This is a genomic window from Streptomyces sp. NPDC053431 (assembly GCF_044544925.1).
In the GTDB taxonomy this organism is placed as follows: Bacteria; Actinomycetota; Actinomycetes; order Streptomycetales; family Streptomycetaceae; genus Streptomyces.
Map to the genome: position 1 here is coordinate 101,239 of NZ_JBITXX010000004.1, position 24,314 is coordinate 125,552.

20 protein-coding genes and 2 pseudogenes are annotated in these 24,314 nt (G+C 74.8%); 10 read left to right on the forward strand and 12 right to left on the reverse strand.

Translation table 11 applies throughout. The annotated features are described in order from the left end of the window. Positions 1–245 precede the first annotated feature (245 nt). Positions 246–770: an ATP-binding protein gene (locus ACIGXE_RS13120; protein WP_399746541.1), complete on the forward strand. Its 525-nt coding sequence runs from the start codon at positions 246–248 to the stop codon at positions 768–770. 168 nt (positions 771–938) lie between these two features. On the opposite strand, the gene ACIGXE_RS13125 is transcribed toward ACIGXE_RS13120, so the two are convergent. From ACIGXE_RS13125 to ACIGXE_RS13135, 3 genes and pseudogenes are all read right to left on the reverse strand, one after another. Next, positions 939–3,488, reverse strand: a complete 2,550-nt coding sequence (locus tag ACIGXE_RS13125; RefSeq protein ID WP_399746543.1) for an FtsX-like permease family protein — start codon at positions 3,486–3,488, stop codon at positions 939–941. Between the two features lie 217 nt (positions 3,489–3,705). Beyond that, positions 3,706–4,443 (reverse strand): annotated as a pseudogene (locus ACIGXE_RS13130) (ABC transporter ATP-binding protein); the annotation flags it as partial. After that, positions 4,440–4,754, reverse strand: coding sequence for an SHOCT domain-containing protein (locus tag ACIGXE_RS13135; RefSeq protein WP_399746545.1), 315 nt, complete (start codon positions 4,752–4,754; stop codon positions 4,440–4,442). The pseudogene ACIGXE_RS13130 and the gene ACIGXE_RS13135, both read right to left, overlap by 4 nt. Positions 4,755–4,915: 161 nt before the next feature. On the opposite strand from ACIGXE_RS13135, the gene ACIGXE_RS13140 reads away from it, so the two are divergent. Together ACIGXE_RS13140 and ACIGXE_RS13145 are read left to right on the forward strand one after the other, a co-directional pair. Beyond that, positions 4,916–5,488: a TetR/AcrR family transcriptional regulator gene (locus ACIGXE_RS13140; RefSeq protein WP_399746547.1), complete on the forward strand. Its 573-nt coding sequence runs from the start codon at positions 4,916–4,918 to the stop codon at positions 5,486–5,488. A gap of 262 nt (positions 5,489–5,750) precedes the next feature. After that, positions 5,751–6,416 (forward strand): DUF4865 family protein, encoded by a 666-nt coding sequence (locus tag ACIGXE_RS13145; protein WP_399746549.1) that lies wholly within the window; start codon positions 5,751–5,753, stop codon positions 6,414–6,416. Positions 6,417–6,471: 55 nt separating this feature from the next. Here ACIGXE_RS13145 and cpt read toward each other — a convergent pair whose 3' ends face one another. From cpt to ACIGXE_RS13160, 3 genes are all read right to left on the reverse strand, one after another. Next, entirely contained in the window at positions 6,472–6,993 is a 522-nt protein-coding gene (gene cpt / locus ACIGXE_RS13150) for a chloramphenicol phosphotransferase CPT (protein WP_399747123.1), read from the reverse strand. Between the two features lie 54 nt (positions 6,994–7,047). Next, complete coding sequence (locus tag ACIGXE_RS13155; RefSeq protein WP_399747125.1) at positions 7,048–7,836, reverse strand: SAM-dependent methyltransferase; 789 nt, start codon at positions 7,834–7,836, stop codon at positions 7,048–7,050. A gap of 200 nt (positions 7,837–8,036) precedes the next feature. Continuing rightward, a complete protein-coding gene (locus tag ACIGXE_RS13160) occupies positions 8,037–9,269 on the reverse strand; it encodes an ROK family protein (protein ID WP_399746551.1) in 1,233 nt (410 codons plus the stop codon). A 719-nt stretch (positions 9,270–9,988) separates the two neighbouring features. Between ACIGXE_RS13160 and ACIGXE_RS13165 the strand changes: the two genes are divergently transcribed. Together ACIGXE_RS13165 and ACIGXE_RS13170 are read left to right on the forward strand one after the other, a co-directional pair. Next, positions 9,989–11,209 carry an MFS transporter gene (locus tag ACIGXE_RS13165; RefSeq protein WP_399746553.1) on the forward strand — a complete coding sequence of 407 codons (1,221 nt, stop codon included), beginning with the start codon at positions 9,989–9,991 and terminating at the stop codon, positions 11,207–11,209. Positions 11,210–11,407: 198 nt separating this feature from the next. Continuing rightward, positions 11,408–12,151, forward strand: coding sequence for a maleylpyruvate isomerase family mycothiol-dependent enzyme (locus ACIGXE_RS13170; protein WP_399747126.1), 744 nt, complete (start codon positions 11,408–11,410; stop codon positions 12,149–12,151). Positions 12,152–12,188: 37 nt separating this feature from the next. Here the strand turns inward: ACIGXE_RS13170 and ACIGXE_RS13175 are convergent, their stop codons facing one another. From ACIGXE_RS13175 to ACIGXE_RS13185, 3 genes and pseudogenes are all read right to left on the reverse strand, one after another. Then, positions 12,189–12,854: a response regulator gene (locus ACIGXE_RS13175; protein ID WP_399747128.1), complete on the reverse strand. Its 666-nt coding sequence runs from the start codon at positions 12,852–12,854 to the stop codon at positions 12,189–12,191. 392 nt (positions 12,855–13,246) lie between these two features. After that, positions 13,247–14,578: pseudogene (locus ACIGXE_RS13180) on the reverse strand (sensor histidine kinase); the annotation flags it as partial. A gap of 163 nt (positions 14,579–14,741) precedes the next feature. Beyond that, on the reverse strand, positions 14,742–15,446 hold the full coding sequence (locus ACIGXE_RS13185; protein WP_399746555.1) for a TetR/AcrR family transcriptional regulator: 705 nt from the start codon (positions 15,444–15,446) through the stop codon (positions 14,742–14,744). A 152-nt stretch (positions 15,447–15,598) separates the two neighbouring features. Here ACIGXE_RS13185 and ACIGXE_RS13190 point away from each other — a divergent pair, with 152 nt between their 5' ends. After that, a complete protein-coding gene (locus ACIGXE_RS13190) occupies positions 15,599–16,090 on the forward strand; it encodes a nitroreductase family deazaflavin-dependent oxidoreductase (protein ID WP_399746557.1) in 492 nt (163 codons plus the stop codon). A gap of 52 nt (positions 16,091–16,142) precedes the next feature. Here the strand turns inward: ACIGXE_RS13190 and ACIGXE_RS13195 are convergent, their stop codons facing one another. Next, complete coding sequence (locus ACIGXE_RS13195; protein ID WP_399746559.1) at positions 16,143–17,615, reverse strand: geranylgeranyl reductase family protein; 1,473 nt, start codon at positions 17,613–17,615, stop codon at positions 16,143–16,145. 170 nt (positions 17,616–17,785) lie between these two features. On the opposite strand from ACIGXE_RS13195, the gene ACIGXE_RS13200 reads away from it, so the two are divergent. Beyond that, positions 17,786–19,150 carry a dipeptidase gene (locus ACIGXE_RS13200; RefSeq protein ID WP_399746561.1) on the forward strand — a complete coding sequence of 455 codons (1,365 nt, stop codon included), beginning with the start codon at positions 17,786–17,788 and terminating at the stop codon, positions 19,148–19,150. Positions 19,151–19,235: 85 nt separating this feature from the next. Next, the gene (locus ACIGXE_RS13205; protein ID WP_399746563.1) at positions 19,236–19,931 is read left to right on the forward strand and encodes an MBL fold metallo-hydrolase; all 696 of its coding nucleotides are present in this window, start codon (positions 19,236–19,238) and stop codon (positions 19,929–19,931) included. 297 nt (positions 19,932–20,228) lie between these two features. Here the strand turns inward: ACIGXE_RS13205 and ACIGXE_RS13210 are convergent, their stop codons facing one another. Further along, positions 20,229–21,341 carry an NUDIX domain-containing protein gene (locus ACIGXE_RS13210; RefSeq protein WP_399746565.1) on the reverse strand — a complete coding sequence of 371 codons (1,113 nt, stop codon included), beginning with the start codon at positions 21,339–21,341 and terminating at the stop codon, positions 20,229–20,231. A gap of 171 nt (positions 21,342–21,512) precedes the next feature. Here ACIGXE_RS13210 and ACIGXE_RS13215 point away from each other — a divergent pair, with 171 nt between their 5' ends. Continuing rightward, entirely contained in the window at positions 21,513–21,692 is a 180-nt protein-coding gene (locus tag ACIGXE_RS13215) for a hypothetical protein (RefSeq protein ID WP_399746567.1), read from the forward strand. Between the two features lie 158 nt (positions 21,693–21,850). Here the strand turns inward: ACIGXE_RS13215 and ACIGXE_RS13220 are convergent, their stop codons facing one another. Next, the gene (locus ACIGXE_RS13220) at positions 21,851–22,780 is read right to left on the reverse strand and encodes an ROK family protein (protein ID WP_399746569.1); all 930 of its coding nucleotides are present in this window, start codon (positions 22,778–22,780) and stop codon (positions 21,851–21,853) included. A 143-nt stretch (positions 22,781–22,923) separates the two neighbouring features. On the opposite strand from ACIGXE_RS13220, the gene ACIGXE_RS13225 reads away from it, so the two are divergent. Then, positions 22,924–23,955: a LacI family DNA-binding transcriptional regulator gene (locus tag ACIGXE_RS13225; protein ID WP_399746571.1), complete on the forward strand. Its 1,032-nt coding sequence runs from the start codon at positions 22,924–22,926 to the stop codon at positions 23,953–23,955. Positions 23,956–24,314: the final 359 nt, after the last annotated feature.

A 24,314-nucleotide genomic window follows, 5' to 3' on the forward strand; every position in this document is an offset into this window, starting at 1 on the left:
CCTGGGCCGACGGACTGATCCGATGCTCGACCGGAGGTCCGGCGGGAGCCGCCTGACCGGGCCTCGACACGCCGCTGACCTGGGGCGCGTCGCCGCGAGTTGCACCCCCGTCACCACTGGTTCACGCTGGAACCACCTCACCGAGGGTTTACCGGCGGTGACGCTGCGAACCAGCCACCGTCCTGCTACACCGCATGACAGATCCGAATCTCCGTCTTATTGACCTACTTCGGGGAGTCGCAGCCGTGATCAGCGAGCCCAGCAGGTACTGCACGGTGGAGCTCCAGGCCCTGCCGTCGCGGATCGGTCAGGTCCGCAGAATCGTTTCGGCGCATCTGCGCCACTGGCAGCTCGACGCTTTGATCGACCATGCCACGCTCGGTGTCACCGAGCTTCTGACCAATGTTCACCGGCACGCCCAGCCCGACAAGATGTGCACCGTCGAGGTCGAGCTCCTGCTGGACCGCCTCACCGTGTCCGTCCGCGACAACGACCCGCGGATACCGGATATCGCCGAACCGGACGACCCGGACGCCGAGTTCGCCACATCCGGCCGGGGCCTGGCCATCATCGAGGCGATGAGCGAGAGCTGGGGCGTCCGCCCGCAGGGCGACGCGGGGAAGGTCGTCTGGTTCACCCTCCAGGCGCCGCCCTCCCCTGTCGCCGTCGTCCCCCACTCCCTCGCCGTCTACGGCGCCACGACGGACGGCCCCCTCGTGGGAGCGGGCCGTCCGGGCGGGACGAGCCTGGTCGACTCGCTGGCGGGCTGACCGCATCGGATCCTGGATCCGATCTCCAGGCTCGTGGATCCGATCTCCAAGATCGTAGACGCGATCTCCAGATCGTCGATCCGATTCCAGGGTCCTGGATCCGATCTCCAGGATCCTGGATCCGATGCGGAGCGCCCTCGACCCGGCAGTCGCCGTCAGGGTCTGGCCTCACTCCGTCGCGATGGCGCGCAGGACGTCCAGGCGGGCCGCCCGGCGGGCCGGGCGCCACGCGGCGATCGCGCCGGCGGCCAGGCCGATCAGGGCGACGGTCGCCAGCTGGACCGGAGGCAGGGCGAAGCTGAACGCGCTGTCCGAGGCGCCGTCGGAGGCGCGCACCAGGACCCAGCCGAGGAAGCCGCCGAGGAGCAGTCCGCCGGTGGTGCCGAAGGCGGCGACCAGTACGGACTCCCAGCGGACCATGGCCCGCAGTTGGGGGCGTGTCTGGCCGACCGCGCGCAGCAGACCCAGCTCCCGGGTGCGCTCGTGGACGGCGAGGGTCAGCGTGTTGGCGATGCCGAGCAGGGCGATCAGCACCGCGAGGGCGAGCAGCGCGTAGACCAGGGTCAGCATCATGTCGATTCCGGCCGCCGAGGACTCGGCGTACTCGTCACGGGTCTGCACCTCCGGATCGCCGTACCGCGCGGCGACGCCCGCGACGGCCGCCTTGCCCGCGTCGGCGCGCACGCCGTCCTTGAAGGTGACGGCGACGAGCCGGTCGGCGTCCTGGGTACGGTGCGGGGCCCAGGCCTCTCGGGTCAGCACGTAGTCGCCGGCGAGGTCGGCGCGTTCGTAGACGGCGCGGACGGTGAAGGTGCGCCGGGTGCCGTCGGTGAAGGCCAGTTCGGCCGTACGGCCCGGCGTGAGCCCGTAGCGTTCGGCCTCGTCGTCCGCGACCGCGATCCCGTCCGTGCCGAGCCCGGCGAGCGAGCCCCGTACGGACCCGAGGTCGAAGGTGCGGGCGAGGGCGGCCGGGTCGGTGACCGTGAGGGCGCGGCCGCGGCCGTCGACCTCCGCGACGCCCTTGCCGAGCCCGACGGCGGTGTCCACCTCGGGCAGCGCGGCGACGGCGGGGGCGAGGCGCGGGCTGAGCCCGCTGCCCCCCGCGCCGAACGACGGGGCGCTGACCGCCACGTCGCCCGCGAAGGAGCGGGAGACCGTGTCGTCCATGGTCGCCTTGAGGGAGGCGCCGAAGACGGTGAACAGGGAGACGACGGCGACGCCGATCATGAGCGCGGTGGCGGTGGCGGCGGTACGGCGCGGGCTGCGCAGCGCGTTGCGGCGGGCGAGATCGCGGTTGGTGCCGCGCAACGGGCCGCCGAGGATCCGTACGGCGTACGAGGACGCCACCGGGCCCAGGACGACGAACGCGGCGAGGGCGAGGACCGCGCCGGTGCCGGCGAGCCACAGCGACGGCGTGCCCAGGACGCCCGCGAATACCAGGCCGACGGCCAGGGCGAGGAGCCCGGCACCGGCCGCCGAGCGGGTGCGGGAGGCGGCCGAGTCGTCGACGGCGGTCTCGCGCAGGGCGGCGAGCGGGGCGGTGCGTCCGGCCCGTACGGCCGGGAGCAGGGCCGAGCCGACGCAGACGCCGAGGCCGACGGCGAAGGGCAGCACCAGGGAGGTGCCGCTGATCACCAGGTCGCTGTCGGGGAAGGGGAAGCCGACGGCCGGGAAGAGCGCCTGGAGTCCGGCCGCGATGCCGATGCCGCCGAGGAGGCCCGCCGCGGAGGCGAGGACCGCCACGACGACGGCCTCGGCGAGCGTCATCGCGACGACCTGGCGGCGGGCGGCGCCGAGGGCGCGCAACAGGGCGTTCTCGCGGGTGCGCTGGGCGACGACGATGGCGAAGGTGTTGTGGATGGAGAAGACGGAGACGAGCAGGGCGACCCCGCTGAACACCAGCAGGAACGTGGTGAAGAGCGAGAGGAAGCGGCCGGAGATCATCTCGTTGCTCTCGTCGGTGGCCTGCTGTCCGGTGATCGCCTCGACGCCCTCGGGGAGGACGGGGCCGAGTGCGGCGACGAGCTCGTTCTGGGAGGTGCCGGGGCCCGCCCTGACGAGGATGGCGCCGGCTTCTCCGGCCTTCGGGGTGAGGTACCTCTCGGCGTCGGCGCGGGTCAGTCCGGTGTAGGTGACCTGGCCCATGCCGTCCGCGCCACCGAAGGTGGCGAGGCCGACGACGGTGACGCGCACGGGGTCGGGAGTGCGCAGCACCGTGGTGGAACCGAGGGTGAGCTTGCCGGCCTTGGCGGCGCCCTTGTTGACGACGACCTCGCCGCTCTTCTGCGGAGCGCGGCCTTCGGCGAGAGCGTACGGATTGAGTTCTGGATCCTGGATCCAATTGCCGGCGAGGGTCGGCGGGCCCTGACCGCCGATCGGCTTGCCGTCGGCGCCGACGAGCTGGCCCGCGCCCTCGATCCGGGGCACGGCGGCCGCGACCCCGGGGACCTTGGCGAGGTACTCGGCGAGGGTGGCGTCGACGGGGCTACGGGTGCCCTGGGCCTCCCCCGCGACCGTCACGACGCTCGTGCTGCGCACGACCGCGTCCGTACCGCTGTTGGCGTTGCCGAAGAGGCTGTCGAAGCCGGCCCGCAGGGTGTCGCCCATGACGAGGGTGCCGGTGAGGAAGGCGACGCCGAGCAGGACGGCGGCGAAGGTGCCCAGGAAACGGCGCCGATGGGCGCGCAGGGAGGCGAGGCCGAGACGGATGGTGGTCATGTCACCGCTCCTCCGCCGCGGAGCCGGCTCTCGTGGTGCCGAGCCTGTCGGCGGTCTTGCCCAGGGCCGTGCCGTCTGTCCTGCCCTTGGTCATGCCGGAGGCCGTGCGGTCGGTCCCGCAATCGGTCCTGCGGGAGGCCGTGCCGTCGTTCCTGCCGTCGGTCGCGCCGGCGATCCTGCCCGAGGCCGTGCCGTCGGTCGCGCTGTCGGTCCCGCCGTCGAGGGATTTCATCCGGTCCAGGACGAGATCGGATGTCGGATCCTGGATCCGATCGACCAGGCGCCCGTCCGCGAGGAAGACGACCTCGTCGGCGTGGGCGGCGGCCACCGGGTCGTGGGTGACCATGACGACCGTCCGGCCGGTCCGCCGTACCGTGTCGCCGAGCAGCCGGAGCACCTCCTCGCCGGAGCGGGAGTCCAGGTTGCCGGTGGGTTCGTCGGCGAAGACGACGTCCGGGCGGCTCGCGAAGGCGCGGGCCACGGCGACCCTCTGCTGCTGGCCGCCGGACAGCTGGCTCGGCCGGTGGTGGAGCCGGTCGCGCAGCCCCACCGTGTCGATGAGACGGTCGATCCAGACCCGGTCCGCGGTGGCGCCCGCCAGGTCGAGGGGCAGGGTGACGTTCTCTGCGACGGTGAGCGTCGGCAGCAGGTTGAAGGCCTGGAAGACGAATCCGACGCGCTCGCGCCGCAGCAGGGTCAGGCGCCGGTCGTCGAGCGCGGACAGATCGGTGTCGCCGATGAGGGCGGAGCCGGAGGTCAGGGTGTCGAGTCCGGCGGCGCAGTGCATGAGGGTGGACTTGCCCGAGCCCGACGGGCCCATGATCGCGGTGAAGCGGCCGGCCGGGAAGTCGACGCTCACCCCGTCCAGGGCCCGGACCTCGGTGTCCCCACGTCCGTAGACCTTGACCGCGTCGACGACCCGCGCGGCGGCCCGGAGCTCGGTGGTGGTGGTCATCGGCGGCGGCCCTTCTCGTCGGACGTACGGCCGAACTGCTCCTCCAGGACGGTCAGCCGGCGCCAGTACTCGTCCTCGTCGATCTCGCCCGCGGCGAAGCGGTGGCCGAGCAGTGCGATCGGCGACCGCTCGTCGACGCGGGACGCTCCGGGGCCGCCGGGCCCGCCGAAGCCGCCGAAGCCGCCCGGGCCGCGGTGGCGGCGCCTGCCGAAGCCGCGCAGCACGGTGATCACGGTGATGATCACAGCTGCCCAGACGAGCGGGAAGAAGAGGATCCACGGGCCGGGGCCCGCGTGGGCGAGGGTGTTCATCGTCGGTCAGCTCCTCTGGTGGTCGATGCTTCGAGACTCGCTCCGGTGGGGCCTCCGCGTCGTCGTACGGCCAGCGGCTTCGCACGTACGCCGGCGGGAGTAGGAGCGGGGTCGGCGGCTGCGCCTCGACTCTGTACCTACTGGTATGTACAGTGATCCGCATGAGCGCGAACGCGTCCGAGCGACTGATCGAGGCCACCCGCGAACTCCTGTGGGAGCGCGGCTACGTCGGCACCAGTCCCAAGGCGATCCAGCAGGCCGCCGGGGCGGGCCAGGGCAGCATGTACCACCACTTCAGCGGCAAGCCCGATCTCGCCCTCGCCGCGATCCGGCGCTCGGCGGCGGAGCTGCGGGCGGCCGCGGAGCGCGTGCTCGGCACGGAGGGTTCGGCGTACGCGCGGATCGAGGCGTATCTGCTGCGCGAGCGCGAGGTGCTGCGTGGCTGCCCCCTGGGCCGGCTGACGATGGACCCCGAGGTCATCTCCAGCGACGAGCTGCGTGCGCCGGTCGACGAGACGATCGACTGGCTGCGCGGCCGGCTCGCCGGAATCGTCCAGGAAGGCCTGGACAGCGGGGAGTTCCCCGGACCGCTGCGCGCGGAGGAGGTCGCGTCGACCGTGGTCGCGACCGTCCAGGGCGGCTACGTACTGGCCCGCGCGTCCGGCTCCCCCGCCGCCTTCGACACCGCCGTACGCGGCCTGCTCGCGCTGCTGACCCCGCGTACCGCCCGCTGACGGCCGAACCGCACGCCTCCGGCCCCTGAAACCCCAGGCCCCCGAACCCCAGGCCCACGACGCCCGAGCCCGCCCCCCAGCCACAAGCTACGCCCCGAGCCCCGAGCGGCGAGCGGCGAGCGGCGAGCGGCGAGCGGCGAGCGGCGAGCGGCGAGCGGCGAGCGGCGAGCAGGCCCTACCCGGGCACCCCATCCCATCCCACCCAGCCCCACCCAGCCCCGCCCGTCCCACGGTGACCCGACGACCACGAGGAGCCCGGCTCATGCACGCCATGCAGTACGACATCACGCTGCCCGCGGACTACGACATGGAGATCATCCGCAAGCGCGTCGCCACTCGGGGGCATCTCCTGGACGACTTCCCCGGCCTGGGCCTGAAGGCGTATCTGATGCGGGAGCGGGAGGACGGCTCGCCGGTCAACCAGTACGCGCCGTTCTACCTGTGGGACACGGCGGCCGGAATGAACGCGTTCCTCTGGGGCCCCGGCTTCCAGGGCATCGTGAACGACTTCGGGCGCCCCGTCGTCCAGCACTGGACCCCCGTCGCGCACGAGGAGGGCCCGGCGACCGCCGCGGTGCCGCGCGCCGCGACCCGCCGCCGGCAGCACCTGGCCGAGGGCACGCCGCCCGCCGAAGCGGTCGCGGAGGCGCTGGTACGGCACGCCCGCGAGGCGGCGGCCGACGGGGTGGTGGCGAGTGCGCTGGCCGTGGACCCGCGGCACTGGGAGCTGCTCACCTTCACGCTCTGGGCGACTCCGGAGGCACCGCCCGGGACGGCCGGGGACGGCGGCGCGGACGAGGCGGACCGGGCGGGCGGGGCCGACGCGGCGAACGGGGCCGATGCGGCGAACGGGGTGGCTGAGCGCTTCCAGGTGCTGCACCTGTCGCAGCCGGGCCGGGCGGGTCTGCCCGTGGGCCGGCTGTGGTGACCGCCCGCGGGGAGGGGCGACCGGGAGGGACGATCAGGTCGACGACGATGCCGGATCAGCGCACGTGGGCGGCAATGACCCGGGCGCACTCCAGGGACTCCGTGCGGGAGGTGTCGACCTCCACGTCGTAGAGGACCCCTTCGTGGACCAGGTCCGCCTGCTGGGCGGCCATGCCCGGGGTACGGTCGCCGCGGGCGATCTCGCGGCCGGCGGCGACCGCGCTGTCGCAGCGCACGCCGACCCACAGCACGTCGACGCCGTCGAGGACCTTGCGCCAGCGCTCCTGGGAGGCGGCGGCGCCGAGGAAGACGTCGTCGACGACGATCCTGGCGCCGGCCCGGGCCATCGCGGCGATGCCCTCCGCCCAGGCCGCCTCCAGGGCGCGGAAGTCCGCGCCGACGTTCACGCTGCCGTCCTCCCCGAACTCGATGCCGCCGTCCGCGTCCCGCATCTTCACGGGCAGGGCGTCGACGAAGTCGTCGACGCCGAAGGCGAGCCACGGGTCGGGGAGCACGGCCTGCAGGCAGCGGACCATGCCGGACTTGCCCGAGCTCGAACCGCCGTTGAGGATGATCATCTGGGTCGTCACCGCGCCACCCTAGGGGGTGGGTCCGGGGCCCGCACCGGAATTTCAGCCGACCGGCACCAGGGTCAGGTAGGCGATGCCGAGCACCGAGCGGTAGGCCAGCCACTGGGAACGCTGGCGGTCGACACGGGCGCGGGTCTCGGCGGCGAGGGGGTGGTCCGGGTGGGCGGCGAGCCAGAGTTCGGCGGCGTGCCGGTAGCCGGACTCGAACTCCTCCCACTCCTCCTGGCTCGCGGTCTCGATCCAGGCGGTCCGGAACCCCGCCTCCAAGGCGAGGTCGACGAGGCCGTCGAGCGAGGGGTGCTCTTCGACGTGGGCGTCGGGCCACATCCGGGCGAGTTCGGCATCGGTGGGCGTGCGCTGCCAGAAGCCCTCGCCGAGCAGGACCCGGCCACCGGGCCGTACCAGGCGGCGCAGTTCGCGCAGGACGACGGCGGGATCGTACGGGTCGTCGGGACAGAGGGCCTGGCCGGAGCCGAGGCACAGGACGAGGTCGGCCGGACCGCGTTTCGTGCCGAACCCGGACTCCTCGACGTACGTGACCCGCTCGGCGAGCCCGCGCGCGGCGGCGAGCCGGCGGCCGAGGGCGAGGTCCTCGCCGTTGATGTCGATGCCGAGCCCGTCGGCGCCGGGTACGGCGTCGAGGACGCGCAGCAGCAACTCGCCCCAGCCGCAGCCGACGTCCAGCACCGTGCGGGGCGAGGCGGCGGCGAGCCGCGCGACGATCCGGCCGGCCCGGGCCTCGGAGAGCGGACCGTGGAAGATGAGCCCGGCGCCGAGGCGAGGCGGAGAGTCGGCGGTGACGGGGGCGGTGACGCCGGATTCGGCTCCGATCCCGGCTCCGGCTTCGGCGCCGGTCCCGGTTCCAGCTCCAGCTCCTACTCCCGCTCCGGTCCCGGCTCCGGCTCCGGCGCGGGCTCCTGGATTGGCCTCGGTCTCGGCCTTGGTCTCGGCCTTGGTCTCGGGCTCGGCCTTGGTCTCGGGCTGGGGCGGGGCCTTGGCCTCCGCGTCGCTCTGGGTCATGGGGCCGGACCCTAGTCGGCGGAGGGCACCCCGCCCAACGCATTAAGCGGGTCGTCGAGGACCGGCTGCCAGGCGAGCTCGGCGGCACCCACGAGGCTGTTGTGGTCGAGGGTGCAGGGAAGGATCGGTACGCCGCCGCTGCGGCCCCAGAGGCTGCGGTCGGCGACCACGGCGCGGAGCCGGCCCGGGTCGGCGTCCAGGAGCTCGCGGTGGAGGCCGCCGAGAATGATCCGGTCGGGGTTGAGGATGTTGACGAGTCCGGCCAGGCCGAGGCCGAGCCGGTCGATCAACTCCTCGGTGGCGGCGCGTACTCCGGGGTCGTCCGCGTGGTCGCGGAGGAGGTCACGGGCCTGCTGGAGCAGGGAGACCTCGGGGCCGGGCGCGCGGCCGGCGACCGTGAGGAAGGCGAGCGGGTCGGTCTCGACGTCGAGGCAGCCGCGGGAGCCGCAGTGGCAGGGGCGCCCCTCCGGGTTGACGGTGAGGTGGCCGACCTCGAGGGCGAGTCCCGAACTTCCGGTGTGCAGACGCCCGTCGAGCACGAGCGCGCCGCCGACGCCGCGGTGGCCGGTGGCGACGCACAGCAGGTCCTTCGCGCCGCGTCCGGCCCCGTGGCGGTGCTCGGCGAGAGCGGCGAGGTTGACGTCGTTGCCGGTGAAGGCGGGACCTTCGATGCCGGCCGCACGCACCTGCTCGGCGAAGATCTCGCGGACGGGCGCGCCGGCGGGCCAGGCGAGGTGGAGCGGGTTGAGGGCGGTGCCTTCGGGCTCGGCCACGGCGGAGGGCGCGGCGAGCCCGGCGCCCACGCAACGGCGCCCGCTGGCCCGGAGCAGTGCGGCCCCGGCGGCGACGACCTCGCCGAGGACCTGGGCGGGGTCGGCGGAGACGGTGACGCAGCCGGGGGCGGTGGCCTCGATGGTGCCGCCGAGCCCGACGAGCGCGGCGCGGAAGCCGTCGGCGTGGACCTGGGCGGCGAGGGCGACGGGGCCCTTCTCGTGCACGGCGAGCCGGTGCGAGGGCCGGCCCTGGGAACCGGCGGCGGCGCCGGGGTTGGAGTCGACCCGGATGAGCCCGAGCGCCTCCAGCTCGGCGGCGACGGCGCCGGCGGTGGCCCGTGTGACACCGAGCTCGGCGGTCAGCACGGCCCGCGTCGGCGCCCTCCCCGTGTGCACGAGCTCCAACGCGGGTCCGAGCGCGCTGCGCCCCCTGTCCAGCCGTGTCCGGGTCGTCGTCGCCTTGCCGTTCATGTGGCCGAGTCTCCCATGATCGACCCACCCGAAGCTGCGGGCACCCGGCTTTGGCCGGGCAAGAGCGGTGACCGACACCTGGGCGCGTCCGATCGGCCGGGGGCTGGTAGCAGCCCCCGACCCGGCTGGGGGGTCGGTGGCGGGGCTCGGGGGCCGGTCGGCGGAACCTGGGCGCGGACGGTCGGCCGAGGCCGGGCCCGGGTCGGCGGCAGGGCCGCCTGGGACCGGTGGCCGGTCGGCCGGGGGCCGGCCGCAGGTCGGCTCCGGGGCGGATCGACCGAGACCGGACCGCGGGTCGGCTGGGTTCCGGCCCGGTCAACGGCGAGTCGGTAGCCGCTCGTCAACTGAGTCGGAGGCGGAGTCGGAGTTGGGTCGGCCCGAACTCATGGCGGGGCGGCCAGGGCCCGGGGGCCGGTCGGCCGGGCCCGGTCGCCAGGTCGCATCGGGGCCGGTCGGCCGGGACCAGCCTCAGGTCGGGTCCGGGCCGGTCGGCCGGGACCCGGCCACAGGCCGACGCGGCTCCGCCCCCGGGCCGACGACAAGTCGGGCCCCGCTCACCCACGGGTCGGTTGCGGCTCGTCCGCCGGTCGGTCGCCGCTCGTCCGCCGGTCGGTCGCCGCTCGACCGTGGGCCGGTCGCCGCTCGTCCCCCGGTCGGTTGCGGCCCGCCCCCACCCCCTCGTCTTGAATCCACCGCCCCCGCACCCCTATCCTGAGTTTGTGCCGCTACTAAACAAAGTACGGACGGCCGTATCGGGGGGATCCCGCGGAGACACCGCTTCCCTCCCCCTGGCTCGCCTCCGCCTCGCCCTGACCCTGTTCTTCGCTCTCGACGGATTCCTCTTCGCCGGCTGGGTGGTCCGCATCCCGGCCATCAAGGAGCAGACCGGCGCCTCCGCCGGTGACCTCGGGCTCGCGCTGCTCGGGGTGTCCGCCGGCGCCGTGATCACCATGACGCTGACCGGACGGCTCTGCCGGCGTCACGGCAGCCATCCGGTCACCGTCGCCACCGCCGTGCTGCTCTCCCTCTCGCTCGCCCTGCCGCCGCTGACCCGCTCCCCGCTCACCCTCGGGCTCGTCCTGCTCCTCTTCGGCGCCGCCTACGGCGGGATCAACGTGGCCATGAACAGCGCCGCCGTCGATCTCGTCGCCGCGCTCCGCAGGCCCGTCATGCCGAGCTTCCACGCCGCCTTCAGCCTCGGCGGCATGGTGGGCGCCGGTCTCGGCGGGCTGGTGGCCGGGAGCCTGTCACCGACCGCGCACCTGCTCGGCCTCACGCTCGTCGGACTGCTCCTGACGGCCGCCGCCGGCCCCGTACTCCTCCGGCATCCCTCCCCCGCTCCGCCCGAGTCGCTCCCCGCCGACACCACCGGCACCCGGCGCGCCGGTTCGCGCCGCGCCGTTCTCGTCTTCGGCGTCATCGCGCTCTGCACGGCGTACGGAGAGGGCGCGCTGGCCGACTGGGGCGCCCTGCACCTCGCGCAGGACCTGCGGGCCCACCCGGGCGTCGCCGCGGCCGGGTACTCGCTCTTCGCCCTGGCCATGACCGCCGGACGGCTCTCGGGCACCGCCCTGCTCGAACGGCTCGGCCAGACCCGCACCCTCGTCGCGGGCGGGCTCACCGCCGGCGCGGGCATGCTGCTCGGGGCGCTCGCCCCCACCGTGTGGGCGGCGCTGCTCGGCTTCGCCGTGACCGGCCTCGGCCTCGCCAACATCTTCCCCGTCGCCGTCGCCCGCGCGGGCGCCCTCGCCGGGCCGAGCGGCGTCGCGACCGCGTCCACGCTCGGCTACGGCGGCATGCTGCTCGGCCCGCCGTCCATCGGCTTCCTCGCCGACTGGTTCTCGCTGCCCGTGGCCCTCACCACGGTCGCCCTCCTCGCCGCCGGCGCCGCCGTGATGGGCTACGCCTCCCGCAACACGGGGGTACGTACCACGAGTTGACGGCCGCGTCGTCATCGCGGCGCCCGGCAGCGCGGGCGGGCGTTCCTGCTCGGCGACGCCCTGCTCGCGCCTCGGCGCCGCGTGCCCGTCGCACACGACGGGACGCCCTCATCCGTCCGTACGGCCCCGCCGATCATCCGCCCCGTACGGCTCCGCCGCTTGGCGGTCGACGCGCAATAATCCGACACCATGGACACCTTGAGCATCGACACGCACATCGACGCGCTCGACGCGGCGGGCAAGGCTCTCGCGGACGCCGCCGCGGCGGCGGGGACCGACGCGCAGGTCGCGACCTGCCCGGGCTGGCAGGTCCGTGACCTGCTGCGGCACACCACGATGGTGCACCGCTGGGCCACCGCGTACGTCGTCGAGGGCCACACCTCCCCTCAGCCCGACGGCGGCGAACCCGACCTCGACGGCGACGAGCTCCTCGCCCATTTCCGCGAGGGGCACACCCTCCTGGTCGACGCCCTGCGCACCGCCCCGGCGGACCTGACCTGCTGGTCCTTCCTGCCCGCGCCCTCACCGCTGGCGTTCTGGGCCCGCCGGCAGGCGCACGAGACGACCGTGCACCGGGCCGACGCCGAGTCCGCGCTCGCCGCCGGTCCCGGCCCCGTCGACCCGGCGATCGCCGCCAACGGCATCGACGAACTGCTCAGTGCCTTCCACGCCCGCGAGCGCAGCCGGGTCCGCACCGACGTGCCGCGCACGCTCCGGGTGCGCGCCACCGACACCGGCGACGTGTGGACCGTGCACCTGTCGCAGGACGCGCCGCGGACGGAGCGGAACGCGGACGGGCCGGCCGACTGCGAACTCGGCGGGCCCGCCGACCGGCTCTACCTGACGCTGTGGAACCGGCTTCCGCAGGAGGCCGTGACGGTGACCGGCGACGCGTCCCTGGCCCGGCTGTGGCGGGAGAACTCCGGCATCGTCTGGTCGTAGCCCCCGATCCCGCCGCCCGGCCGCCGTGTCGCGGGGCTCAGCCCAGCCACCCGGGACGCACCAGGCCCGACTCGTAGGCCAGGACGACGAGTTGGGCCCGGTCCCGGGCGCCGAGCTTCACCATGGTGCGGCTCACGTGCGTCTTGGCGGTGAGCGGGCTGACGACCAGACGGCGGGCGATCTCCTCGTTGGAGAGGCCGATACCGACCAGGGCCATCACCTCCCTCTCCCGCTCGGTCAGTTCGTCGAGGCCCGCGGCCCGGGCGGGTGGCTTGGACCGGGCCGCGAACTCCTCGATGAGCCGCCGGGTCACCCCCGGCGAGAGCAGCGCGTCGCCGGCCACCACCGCGCGCACGGCGCGCAACAGCTCCTCCGGCTCGGTGTCCTTGACGAGGAATCCGGAGGCGCCGGAGCGGATCGCCTCGAAGACGTACTCGTCGAGTTCGAAGGTCGTCAGCATGACCACCCTGACCGCGCCGAGCTCTCCGTCCGCGGTGATGAGGCGGGTCGCGGCGAGACCGTCCAGGTGGGGCATCCGGATGTCCATCAGGACCACGTCGGGGCGCAGTTCGCGCACCTTCGCCACGGCCTCCTCGCCGTCCGCGGCCTCCCCCGCCACCTCGATGTCCGGCTGGGCGTCCAGGAGCGCACGGAAGCCGGCCCGCACCAGCGACTGGTCGTCGGCGAGCAGGACGCTGATCACCGTGCTCGCCGGGCTCTCGGGGCTCACGGGGCTCACGGGGCTCACGGGGACTCCTCGGGTCGTACGGCGGGCGGTTGCTCGGGGCCGGGGGCGTGCGGTTGCTCGGGGCCGGGGACGGGCGGGTCCTCTGGTCGTACGGCGGGCGGCTGGTCGTGCCGTACGGGCGGCTCGCCCCGCCGCGCCGGCGGCTCCTCCGGCCGTACGGGCGGCTCGCCCGGCCGCGCCGACGGCTCGTCCGACCGTTCGGACAACTCGCCCCGCCGTCCAGACAGCTCCTCCGGCCGTACGGGCGGCTCGCCTCGCCGTGCAGGCGACTTCTCCGGCCGTACGGGCGGCTTGTCCGGCCGTGCCGACCGCTCGTCCGGCCGTGCCGACCGCTCCTCCGGCCCTGCCGCCTGCTCCGTCGGCCGTACGGGCAGCACCGCGTGCACGCGGAAGCCGCCGTCCGGACGGGCGCCCGCCTCGATCGTGCCGCCGAGCGCCGCCGCGCGCTCCCGCATTCCGGCGAGGCCGTTGCCGCTGCCGCCCGCGTCGTCGCCGGTCGCGGGACCCTCGTCGTCGATCCGCAGGTCGAGGGCGCCGGGGCGGTAGCCGAGGACGACGACGGCCGTACGCGAACCGGAGTGCCGCACCACGTTGGTCAGCGCCTCCTGCACGATCCGGAAGGCGGCGAGCTCCGTGCCGGGCGGGAGCCGTCTGCGCCGCCCCTCGGTCTCGGTCCGCACGGTGAGCCCCGCGGCGGCGGCCTGCTCGACGAGTTCGGGGAGACGGTCGAGGCCGGGGGCGGGGGCGCGGGGCGCGTCGCCGGGGGCGCGCAGGGTGTCGAGCACCTGCCGCACCTCGCCCAGGGCCTCCTTGCTGGCGGCCTTGATGGTGGTGAGGGCGGTACGGGCCTGGCCCGGGTCGGAGTCGAGCAGGGCGAGGCCGACGCCGGCCTGGACGTTGATCACGGAGAGGGAGTGGGCGAGCACGTCGTGGAGCTCGCGGGCGATCCGCAGCCGCTCCTCGTCGGCCCGGCGGCGCTCGGCCGCCGCCCGCTCGGCGCGCTCCTTGGCCCACTGCTCGCGGCGGACGCGGACGAGTTCGGAGGCGGCGAGGACGGCCACCGCGAAGGCGGCGACCGGGATCTCCTGCCCCCAGGGGGCAGCCCCGTCTCCCTCGGGGGGCAGGTACCGGTAGAGCCAGTGGGCCAGCACCAGATGCCCCGCCCACAGCAGACCGAGCGCCCACCAGGCGGCGCGCCGGTGCCCGTGCACGACGGCGGCGAAGCAGGCGGCGGCGACGAGAGCGAAGACCGGGCCGTACGCGTAGCCCGCCGCGAGGTACCCGAGTGTCACCGCCGACACCCCGAACACCACCGGCACCGGGTAGCGGTGACGCAGCAGCAGCACCGCGGCACCGAGGAGCAGCAGGGCCCGGCCGAGGGCGTCGAGCGTGGACCGATCGGGCTGGTTGCGGGCGGCGAAGCCGGTGCCGACGAGCACGAAGGCGGCGATGACGACTGTGGACCGCCAGGGCAGGCCGCCCCGGGGCTCCCGCGCGGCCCACCCCAGGGGCCCGCCGTGCCACCGCCCCTCGTGCCCGGCCCGACGCCACCGGCCTCCACCACGTCCGGCGCGGCCACGTCCCGCCGCACCGGAGCGCGAACCGCGGCGCCTCGGCCTCCGGCCGCCCGGGGGCCCGTCGTGCCCGGGGGCCGAAGTCCTGATCGCCTCTTCGTCCATGCGGCCACGCTAGACGGGGCCACGGCGCGCGGGCGTCAGCCGGGCGGGGTGGTCACCCGTACTCCCGCGGGAGTACGGGTGGGCGTCCGGCGGGCGACGTGCGCCGACAGACCGGGGCAGCCCCCCAAAAAAACCGGCCTGCCCCGGACCACCCCGTCCGCCCTCACGGCTTCGGGAAGAGGCCCACCTCGCGGCCCAGTCTTTCCGCCGCCGCCGTGAAGAAGGTGTCGCGGTCCTCGACGACCCGGTGGAACTGGCCGAAGACCTCGAAGGAGATCAGCCCGAAGAGCTGGGCCCAGGCGGAGGCGAGGGCGACGGCCAGGGGCGGGGGGAGGTCGGGGGCCACGTCGGTGGCGAGGCGGGTCGCCTCCGGTTCCAGGGCGGCCGGGAGGGGCGGCGGGGCGACGCCCTTGTCCTGGTAGGCGGCGCGGGCGACGGAGATGAGCAGCAGACCGACGCGCGACGCGGGGGCGATGGTGTCCTGGGGAGCGCTGTAGCCGGGGACGGGGGAACCGTAGATGAGGGCGTACTCGTGCGGGTGGGCGACCGCCCAGGCGCGGACGGCCCGGCAGACGGCGGTCCAGTGGGCGAGGTGGGCGCCGGGGGCGGCGCTCCGGGCGGTGGCGTGGGCCTGTTCGGCGGCGGCCCCGACGGCGTCGTACGCGTCGATGATGAGAGCGGTTAGCAGGTCGTCGCGGCTGGGGAAGTAGCGGTAGAGCGCGGAGGAGACCATGCCGAGCTCCCGGGCGACGGCGCGCAGCGAGAGCTTGGCGGCGCCCTCGGCGGCGAGCTGGCGGCGGGCCTCGTCCTTGATGGCGGCGGTGATCTCGATCCGGGCGCGGGCGCGGGCTCCTTGGACAGTGGTCATGAAGAGCAGTCTGCCACGTTTCGGAGCACCGCACCGAAACGAGAGCACTGCTCTTGCGTAGGAGCGCCGATCCGTGCACACTGATGTCAAGCGAGAGCAGTGCTCACACTTTGGAGCAGCGCTCACCCTGCCCGCCGCCCCAGGAGGCCCCGATGTCCGCTCAGCCGTCCGACCGCCCCGCCGCCGGCGCCCACGTCATGAAGCCCGGCTGGTTCACGATCAACGTCTTCAACCGCGCCGTCAGCTGGATGACCCGCCGCGGCATCAGCATCTGGGGCTCTCGCGTCCTCGCCGTCCGCGGCCGCAAGAGCGGCGAATGGCGCCGCACCCCCGTCAACCTGCTGACGGTGGACGGCGCCCAGTACCTGGTGGCCCCGCGCGGCCACGTCCAGTGGACCCACAACATGCGGGCGGCCGGCGGCGGCGAGCTGCACCTCGGCCGGCAGGTCCAGCCGTTCACCGCGGTGGAGGTCGCCGACGACGACAAGCCCGTCCTCCTGCGCGCCTACCTCAAGCGCTGGAAGGCCGAGGTCGGCGTGTTCTTCCAGGGGGTCGGGCCGGACTCCACGGACGAGGAACTGCGCGCCATCGCGCCCAGGCACCCCGTCTTCCGGGTCACCCCCACCGCCCCCACCCACGCGTGAGGGCGGTACGGATCCACTCCGCACCGCCCTCAGGAATCACCGCGCGAGCGGCTCAGGAGGCTTCCGGCACCTGCCGGTCGGCGCCGTCCCCAGCGCCGTCCCCGTCACCGGCCCCGGGTTCGGCCGCGCCGTCCCGGACCGCCCGGGCCGCGTCCTCCGACGCCTCCCCGGCCGCCGCCTTCTCAGCCGCCTCCTTCTCAGCCGCCTCGGTGTCCGCCGCCTCGGTCTCCGTGCCGCGCGGGACGCCCCGGCCCGCCGGACCCACGCCCGCGGAGGTGTCGATCCGGCGGTCGAACAGCTCGAGGGCGCGGTGCGCCAGGCCGTTGCCGCGGACCAGGCCGGCCAGCGTCGTCCCGCCCCGCGTGATGTCCGTGAACGCCTTCCACGCGGGCCGCAGTCCGGTGATCGCCGCGTGCAGCAGCCCCGGGCGCCGTTCGAACACGGCGAGCATCCGGCGGCCCACGGCCATCTCCACACCGAGCCCGGCCTTGATGGCGAAGGCGTAGTTCAGCGCCTGACGGCGCGCGTCCACCGCGTCGCCCGCCTCGGCGATCCGGACCGCCCACTCGCCCGCGAGCCGGCCCGAGCGCAGCGCGAAGGAGATGCCCTCGCGGGTCCACGGCTCCAGGAGACCGGCCGCGTCGCCGCAGACCAGGACCCGGCCGCGGGAGAGCGGCGAGTCGTCGGTGCGGCATCGGGTCAGGTGGCCGGAGGAGACGGACGGTTCGAAGCCGGAGAGGCCGAGCCGCGCGACGAAGTCCTCCAGATAGCGCTTGGTGGCCGCGCCCTCGCCGCGCGCCGAGATGACGCCGACGGTCAGCGTGTCGCCCTTCGGGAACACCCAGCCGTAACTGCCCGGCAGCGGGCCCCAGTCGATGAGCACCCGCCCCTTCCAGTCCTCGGCGACGGACGGCGGGACGGGGATCTCCGACTCCAGGCCCAGGTCGACCTGGCCGAGCTTGACGCCGACGTGCGCGCCTATGCGGCTCGCGCTTCCGTCGGCGCCGACCACGGCGCGGGCCAGGATCGTCTCGCCGTCGGCCAGGACGACGGCGACGGTGCGGCGGTCCGGCACGGCCGGACCGTGCTGCTCGACGCGGCTGACGGTGGCACCGGTGCGCAGCTCGGCCCCCGCCTTCTGGGCGTGCTCGACCAGCTGGGCGTCGAACTCGGGCCGGTTGATGAGCCCGAACAGCATGCGGCGGGAGCGCCGCGTGCGGGCGAAGCGCCCGTTGTGCTGGAAGGTCACCGCGTGCACGCGGTCCTGCAGGGGCAGTTCGAAGCCGGGCGGCAGCGCGTCGCGCGACGGGCCGATGATGCCGCCGCCGCATGTCTTGTAGCGGGGCAGCTCGGCCTTCTCCAGGAGCAGCACGCGGCGTCCGGCCACGGCCGCCGCGTAGGCCGCGGAGGCCCCCGCCGGCCCGGCGCCCACGACGACCACGTCCCACACCGGCTGCCCCCCGTCCGGGCCCACCGCCCCCGCTCCAGCCTCTGCCGCTCCGGCGTCTGCGTTCTCGCTGCTCACGATGTGCTTCTGCTCCTGATCCGACCGGTGGTACCTGCTGTGATCGCATCCTACGGCTCGGTAGCGGGGCCCGGCCGTGTCGCCCCGCGCCGTAGGATCGGCATGCGTTCGCCGTACAACCGATACACGGCGTTCGTCCTGACAACGTCGCACCCACCAGGAGCGTGCCCATGACCGCGAATCCGATAGCCGAGACCGTCGCATCCCTGATGCCCCGCGCCAAGGCGGAGCTGACGGAGCTGGTGGCCTTCCAGTCGGTCGCGGACGAGGCGGTCGCTCCGCGCAGCGAGTGCGAGGCCGCGGCGAACTGGGTGGCCGACGCGCTCCGCGCCGAGGACTTCCAGGACGTGGCGCTGCTCGACACCCCGGACGGTTCGCAGTCGGTGTACGGCGTGCTGCCGGGCCCGGTCGGCGCCCCGACCGTGCTGCTGTACGCGCACTACGACGTGCAGCCGATGCTGGTCGAGTCGGCGTGGGTGACCCCGCCGTTCCAGCTGACCGAGCGGGAGGACGGGCGCTGGTACGGGCGCGGCGCCGCCGACTGCAAGGGCGGCTTCATCATGCACCTGCTGGCGCTGCGCGCCCTGAAGGCGAACGGCGGCGTGCCGGTCACCGTCAAGATGATCGTGGAGGGCTCGGAGGAGCAGGGCACGGGCGGTCTCGAGCGGTACGCGGAGGCGCACCCCGAGCTGCTCGCCGCCGACGCGATCGTCATCGGCGACGCGGGCAACTTCCGGGTCGGCCTGCCCACGGTGACGGCGACGCTGCGGGGCATGACGATGATCCGGGTCACCGTCGACACCCTGCAGGGCAACCTGCACTCGGGGCAGTTCGGCGGTGCCGCGCCGGACGCGCTGGCCGCGCTGATCCGGGTCCTGGACTCGCTGCGCGCGGAGGACGGCTCGACGGTGATCGACGGGCTGCCGGCGGACGCCGAGTGGCAGGGTCTGCAGTACCCGGAGGCCGACTTCCGCAAGGACGCGAAGGTGCTCGACGGAGTGGACCTGCCGGGCAACGGCACGGTCGCCGACCGGATCTGGGCCCGGCCGGCCGTGACCGTCGTCGGCATCGACTGCCACCCGGTGGCGGGTGCCACGCCGTCGATCCCGGCGACCGCCCGCGCGCAGATCAGCCTGCGGGTGCCGCCCGGCCAGGACGCGGCCAAGGCGACGGAGCTGCTCTTCGCGCACATCGAGAAGCACACGCCGTGGAACGCCCGGGTGAGCCTGGAGCAGGTCGGCCAGGGGCAGCCCTTCCAGGCGGACACGTCCAGCCCGGCGTACGTCTCCATGGCGGAGGCGATGAAGGTCGCGTACCCGGGCGAGGAGATGCAGACGGCGGGCATGGGCGGCTCGATCCCGCTGTGCAACACGCTGGCCACGCTGTACCCGGAGTCGGAGATCCTGCTGATCGGTCTGAGCGAGCCGGACGCGCAGATCCACGCGGTGAACGAGTCGGTGTCGCCGGACGAGCTGGAGCGCCTGTCGGTCGCGGAGGCGCACTTCCTGCTCAACTACGCCCGCTCGAAGGCGTAGTTCCCGCGAGGGTCACGCTCTGGGCGGAACTCGCCCAGAGCGTAGACCGGACCGGAGGTCCGGGGCGCTGCCGTACGTTCGCGGCATGGACCTCGTAGAGATCACTCCCCGCCTCCACCTGCTGCGCTTCTCCATCGGCCAGGCGTATCTGTGGCGGGACGACACGGAACTGACGCTGATCGACGCCGGCTGGGCGGGCTCGGCCGACGAGATCGAGACGGCGCTGCGCGGAGCGGACCTCGACCCGTCCCTGCTCCGCCGGATCGTCCTCACTCACTGCCACCGCGACCACGTGGGCGCGGCGCAGGAGTTGGCCGACCGGTTCGGCGCGGAGATCCTGGCGCACGCCCTGGACGCCCCCGTGATACGGGGCGAACTCCCGGTCCCCCAGCCGGTCCTGCTGGACCGGGAGATCCCGCTGTACGCGCACGGGCTGACCGTCCCCGAGGCGCCGCCGACCCGGGTGGACCGCGAGCTCGCGGACGGCGAGGAGCTCGGCTTCGGCGACGGCGCGGTGGCGCTGCACACCCCCGGCCACACGCCCGGCTCGCTCGCGGTCCATCTCCCCCGCCACGGCGTGCTGTTCACGGGCGACACGGTGGCCTCCGTACCGGACGTCATGTTCGGCGTCTTCCACGTCGACCGCGCCCAGGCCCTGGCCTCGATGCGCCGCCTCGCCGCGCTGCGCCCGTCGGTGCTGTGCTGCGGGCACGGGGAGCCGGTGACGCAGGACACGGCGGAGCGGCTGGAGAAGGCGGTGGCCGCCGCGCCGGAGGCGTGACGAAAGGGTCCGCGCCCGGGCCCGGGCGGTCGGCGTGCGCCGAGATCACGTGGCCGCACGGCGCCTGGGCCCGGTTCGCGGGCCAGTCGGCGCCTGGGTGGGTTCGATCGGCCGACCTCTGCCCCCGGGGGGCGCCGGATTCAGGCTCAGGCACTTGGGGGCCCGGTTCGACGCCTGCCCCGGGGCCGCGGGAGCAGGCTCAGGCACGCGGGGGCCCGGTTCGACGCCTGCCCCGGGGGCGCCGGAGCAGGCCCAGGCACACTCAGGCCGGTTGCCTCGTCGGTCTTCCGGCCGCCCTCAGCCGACCGGCACCCCCGCCTCCAGGTTCAGCACCGTGCCGCGTTCGCGGGCGCGGAGGGCCCAGCGGAGGCGGGTGTAGCGGACCGGGGGGAGGAGGTCGGCGGCCTCTTCCTCGGTGACGAAACGCCAGGCGCGCAGTTCGGCGCCGGGGAGGAGGAGGCGGGCGGCGTCGGCGGTGGCGAGGCGGCCGCCGTCGAACAGGAGGCGCAGTCCGCCGTAGCCGGGGGGCTGGGGGCGTTCCCAGTCGACGAGGAGCAGGCGGGGGACGGTGTCCAGCTCCAGGCCGATCTCCTCGGCGACCTCGCGTATGCCGGCCCGGGCGGGTGCCTCGCCGGGTTCGACGACACCGCCGGGGAACTCCCAGCCGGGCTTGTAGGTGGGGTCGACGAGCAGGAAGCGGTCGTGTTCGTCGAAGAGCAGGACACCGGCGGCCAGGGTCTCGCCGGTGGGTTCGGGTGTCTGGACGATGCCGCAGGGTGCGGCGTGGCCCGCCGCGACGGCGTCGGCGACGGCGCGCGCGGTCTCGGCGGCGGTGAGCGCCGAGTTGTCGACGGCGTACGCGTCGGCGGCCAGCCAGCCGTCGAGGGCGTCGCGGAAGGGGCCGACGCGGTCGAGACTCCAGCGGCGGACGCGTTCGGCCGCCTGGGCCGGTGTCTCGCCGGCGGCCTCGGCGTACGCCTCGGAGCCGGGCTCGCCGGTCACCCCGCCGCCGGTCCCCGCCTCGGCGGCGAAGGCGGCCCGGCTGTCGATCCGTCCACGCAGGATCGTTTCGTCGGGAGCGAGCACCACATGCCGCACCTCGATCCTCCGGGCGGCGAGCGCGCCGAAGATCTCGTCCCGGTAGTCCTGCCGGACCAGGGTCATGGGGACGACGAGCACCCCGCCGAGCTCGGCGAGCATCGCGGCGGCCGTGTCCACGACCAGGCGGCGCCAGATCGGCAGGTCCTGGAAGTCGGTGACCTCAGCGAGACGTTTCTGCGGGAGCAGTCGGCACACGGCGCCGCCGACCAGCTCGGGGTCGTACAGCGTGCTGTTCGGGATCAGATCGACCAGCTCGCGCGCGGTGCTGGACTTCCCCGCGCCGAACGCACCGTTGATCCAGACGATCACGATTCCCCCTCTTCGGTTGCCCCCAGTGGACTGCCCGCACCACCCTGCCACGGAAACCCTCCGGCGGAAGCGGTCCGGGCGCAGCGGACGGCGGAACCGCGGCATGCCCCCGGCGCGTAACACATCCCGAGCGATCGTCGTTGGAAACGGCGAGCACGAGGGGGTGCGGAGATGGACCGTACGGTTCTGGAGCGGTTTCCGGCCGGAGGCCCGCGGGGCAGCTGGCCCGCGGAGGAGTTCGCCCACGCGCGGCGCGCGGAGGGACTGCCCGCGCGCGTGGTGATGGACCTGGAGGCCGACGCCTTCCTGGTGATCGTGGAACAGCGTTCGGCGGACACGGTACGGGGCTGAGCGCGGCCCTCCCGAGTCCTCCGGACGGGCGCCCGCCCGGGCCCCGGGAACGCGGTCGAGCCGGCGGCGCCTCGGCGTCGACCCGCGCCGCGGCAGCCCCGCCGGCCCCGGCAGCCCCGCAGCCCGGGATCCTCGTCGGCGATCCGGCCGCCGGGCCTTCAGGGTCGCGGGGCCGCCGCGGCCGCCGCTCCCAGGAGCCCCGCGTCCGTGCCCGTCAGGGCCGGGACCACCTGGAGGTCCCGGACGAAGGAGAGCGTGGCGTAGGAGCGGAGGCTGCGCCGGAGCGGGGCGAAGAGGATCTCGCCGGCGCCCGCCACTCCCCCGCCGACGACGGCGATGTCGATCTCCACGAGGGTGGCGGTCGCGGCGATCCCCGCGGCCAGGGCCTGGGCCGCGCGCTCGAAGGACGCGACGGCCACCGGGTCGCCCGCGCGGGCGGCGGCGGCCACCGCGGCGGCGGAGGTGTCGCCGTCGGGGCCGGGGCGCCAGCCGTTCTCCAGCGCGCGGCGCGCGATGTGCGGGCCGCTGGCGATCCGCTCGACGCAGCCGCGCCCCCCGCAGGCGCACGGCTCGCCGTCCAGGTCCACGCTGATGTGGCCGATGTGACCCGCGTTGCCGGTGGGGCCCGGGTGGACGCGCCCGTCGAGGACGAGACCGCCGCCGACGCCCGTCGAGACGACGAGGCACAGCGCGTTGTCGTGGCCGCGCGCCGCGCCCTGCCAGTGCTCGGCCGCCGTCATGGCGACGCCGTCGCCGACGAGGGTGACGGGCCGTCCGCCGCTCGCCCGATGAACCCGCTCCACCAGCGGGAAGTCGCGCCAGGCCGGCACGTTGACGGGGCTGACGGTGCCGGCCGCGGCGTCGACGGGACCCGCGCTGCCGATGCCGACGGCGCCCGCCGAGGCCCACAGCGGCGAGCCGGCCAGCTCGTCGAGCACCGCCGCCACCGCCCCCATCACCGTCTCCCCGTCCTCCCGCGCGGGCGTGGGCCGCTGCGCCCGGACGCGGATCCGGCCGCCGTCGTCGACCAGCGCTCCGGCGATCTTGGTGCCGCCGATGTCGAGGGCGACGACGAGGTCAGTGCGCATGGGCTCCGGATCTCCGTGGGACAGTGGGTGCGACCTACAGTCTTCCGCCCTCTGACAACGTTGTCCAGGGCCTATGCTCGACAACACGAGATCGACACGCATCTGAGCGCACGATCGCACACTCGACGGAGGAAACCCTCATCGTGGCCGACATCGCCCGCCGCCCCGAACATCGTTACGGCAATCGGCCCACGATGAAGGACGTCGCCGCCCGGGCGGGCGTCGGACTCAAGACCGTCTCACGGGTAGTCAACGGCGAGCCGGGCGTCACGCCCGACACCGAACGGCGGGTCCAGGAGGCCATCGACGCGCTCGGCTTCCGCCGCAACGACAGCGCGCGCGTGCTGCGCAAGGGGCGTACGGCATCGGTGGGCCTGGTCCTGGAGGATCTGGCCGACCCCTTCTACGGTCCGCTGAGCCGCGCCGTCGAGGAGGTCGCCCGGGCCCACGGGGCGCTGCTCATCAACGGCTCCAGCGCGGAGGACCCGGACCGCGAGCAGGAGCTGGCGCTCGCGCTGTGCGCCCGGCGCGTGGACGGACTCATCGTCATCCCGGCGGGCAGCGACCACCGCTACCTGGAGCCGGAGATAAGGGCGGGCGTCGCCACCGTCTTCGTCGACCGCCCCGCCGGCGGGATCGACGCGGACGTCGTGCTCTCGGACTGCTTCGGCGGCGCACGGGCCGGCGTGGCCCATCTGATCGCGCACGGCCACCGCCGGATCGGCTTCATCGGCGACCGGCCCCGCATCCACACCGCGACGGAGCGCCTGCGCGGCTACCGGGCGGCGATGGAGGAGGCGGGTCTGGACGTGGCCGAGGAGTGGGTGTCACTCGGCCCGACCGCGCCGGAGCGGGTGGCGGAGGCGGTCGAGGCGATGCTCTCCCGGCCGGAGCCGGTGACGGCGCTGTTCGCGGGCAACAACCGGGTGACGGTCACCGCCGTACGGGTCCTCGCGAGCCGCGAACACCCCGTGGCGCTGGTCGGCTTCGACGACATCGAGCTCGCCGACCTGCTGGGCATCACGGTCATCGCCCAGGACGCGGCCGCGCTCGGCCGGACGGCGGCGGAACGCCTGTTCCGGCGCCTCGACGGAGCCGACGAGGCGCCGGACACGGTCGTCCTCGGAACGAGGCTGATCGCCCGCGGCTCGGGAGAGATCCGCCCGGGCCACTGACCGACCGTGACACGGTCCCGCCCCCCGACGGTGGGCCGGCCGCTACCCAAGGGAAGGCCGATCTCTGTCCGGCGGAAGGCCGACCTCCGCCCGACGCGCGCCAGCCGCCGTACGACCGGCGGCCCGGCGCCTCCTGCTCGACCGTCAGCCGGTCCTGCCCTCTGCCGGGGGGGGGGCAGGCCGCTGTCCGACCGGCAGCCGGCCTCACGGCTCGACCGTCGGCCGGTCCCGCCGCCCGACGGAGAGCCGGCATCGGGACGGGCGGCCTGCCTCTCCGCCTGGCCGGTGGCCGACCGGCCAGGCGGAGAGGCAGGCCGGTGGCCGACCGGCCCGGCTGCCCCGGCCGCCCGCCGGCCCTC

Excerpts from the sequence above, each read along its gene's own strand:
- ACIGXE_RS13125 (WP_399746543.1), bottom strand. The coding sequence starts at position 3,488 with ATGACCACCATCCGTCTCGGCCTCGCCTCCCTGCGCGCCCATCGGCGC.
- ACIGXE_RS13135 (WP_399746545.1), bottom strand. The coding sequence starts at position 4,754 with ATGAACACCCTCGCCCACGCGGGCCCCGGCCCGTGGATCCTCTTCTTC.
- ACIGXE_RS13140 (WP_399746547.1), top strand. The coding sequence starts at position 4,916 with ATGAGCGCGAACGCGTCCGAGCGACTGATCGAGGCCACCCGCGAACTC.
- ACIGXE_RS13145 (WP_399746549.1), top strand. The coding sequence starts at position 5,751 with ATGCACGCCATGCAGTACGACATCACGCTGCCCGCGGACTACGACATG.
- cpt (WP_399747123.1), bottom strand. The coding sequence starts at position 6,993 with ATGATCATCCTCAACGGCGGTTCGAGCTCGGGCAAGTCCGGCATGGTC.
- ACIGXE_RS13160 (WP_399746551.1), bottom strand. The coding sequence starts at position 9,269 with ATGAACGGCAAGGCGACGACGACCCGGACACGGCTGGACAGGGGGCGC.
- ACIGXE_RS13185 (WP_399746555.1), bottom strand. The coding sequence starts at position 15,446 with ATGACCACTGTCCAAGGAGCCCGCGCCCGCGCCCGGATCGAGATCACC.
- ACIGXE_RS13190 (WP_399746557.1), top strand. The coding sequence starts at position 15,599 with ATGTCCGCTCAGCCGTCCGACCGCCCCGCCGCCGGCGCCCACGTCATG.
- ACIGXE_RS13200 (WP_399746561.1), top strand. The coding sequence starts at position 17,786 with ATGACCGCGAATCCGATAGCCGAGACCGTCGCATCCCTGATGCCCCGC.
- ACIGXE_RS13205 (WP_399746563.1), top strand. The coding sequence starts at position 19,236 with ATGGACCTCGTAGAGATCACTCCCCGCCTCCACCTGCTGCGCTTCTCC.
- ACIGXE_RS13215 (WP_399746567.1), top strand. The coding sequence starts at position 21,513 with ATGGACCGTACGGTTCTGGAGCGGTTTCCGGCCGGAGGCCCGCGGGGC.
- ACIGXE_RS13220 (WP_399746569.1), bottom strand. The coding sequence starts at position 22,780 with ATGCGCACTGACCTCGTCGTCGCCCTCGACATCGGCGGCACCAAGATC.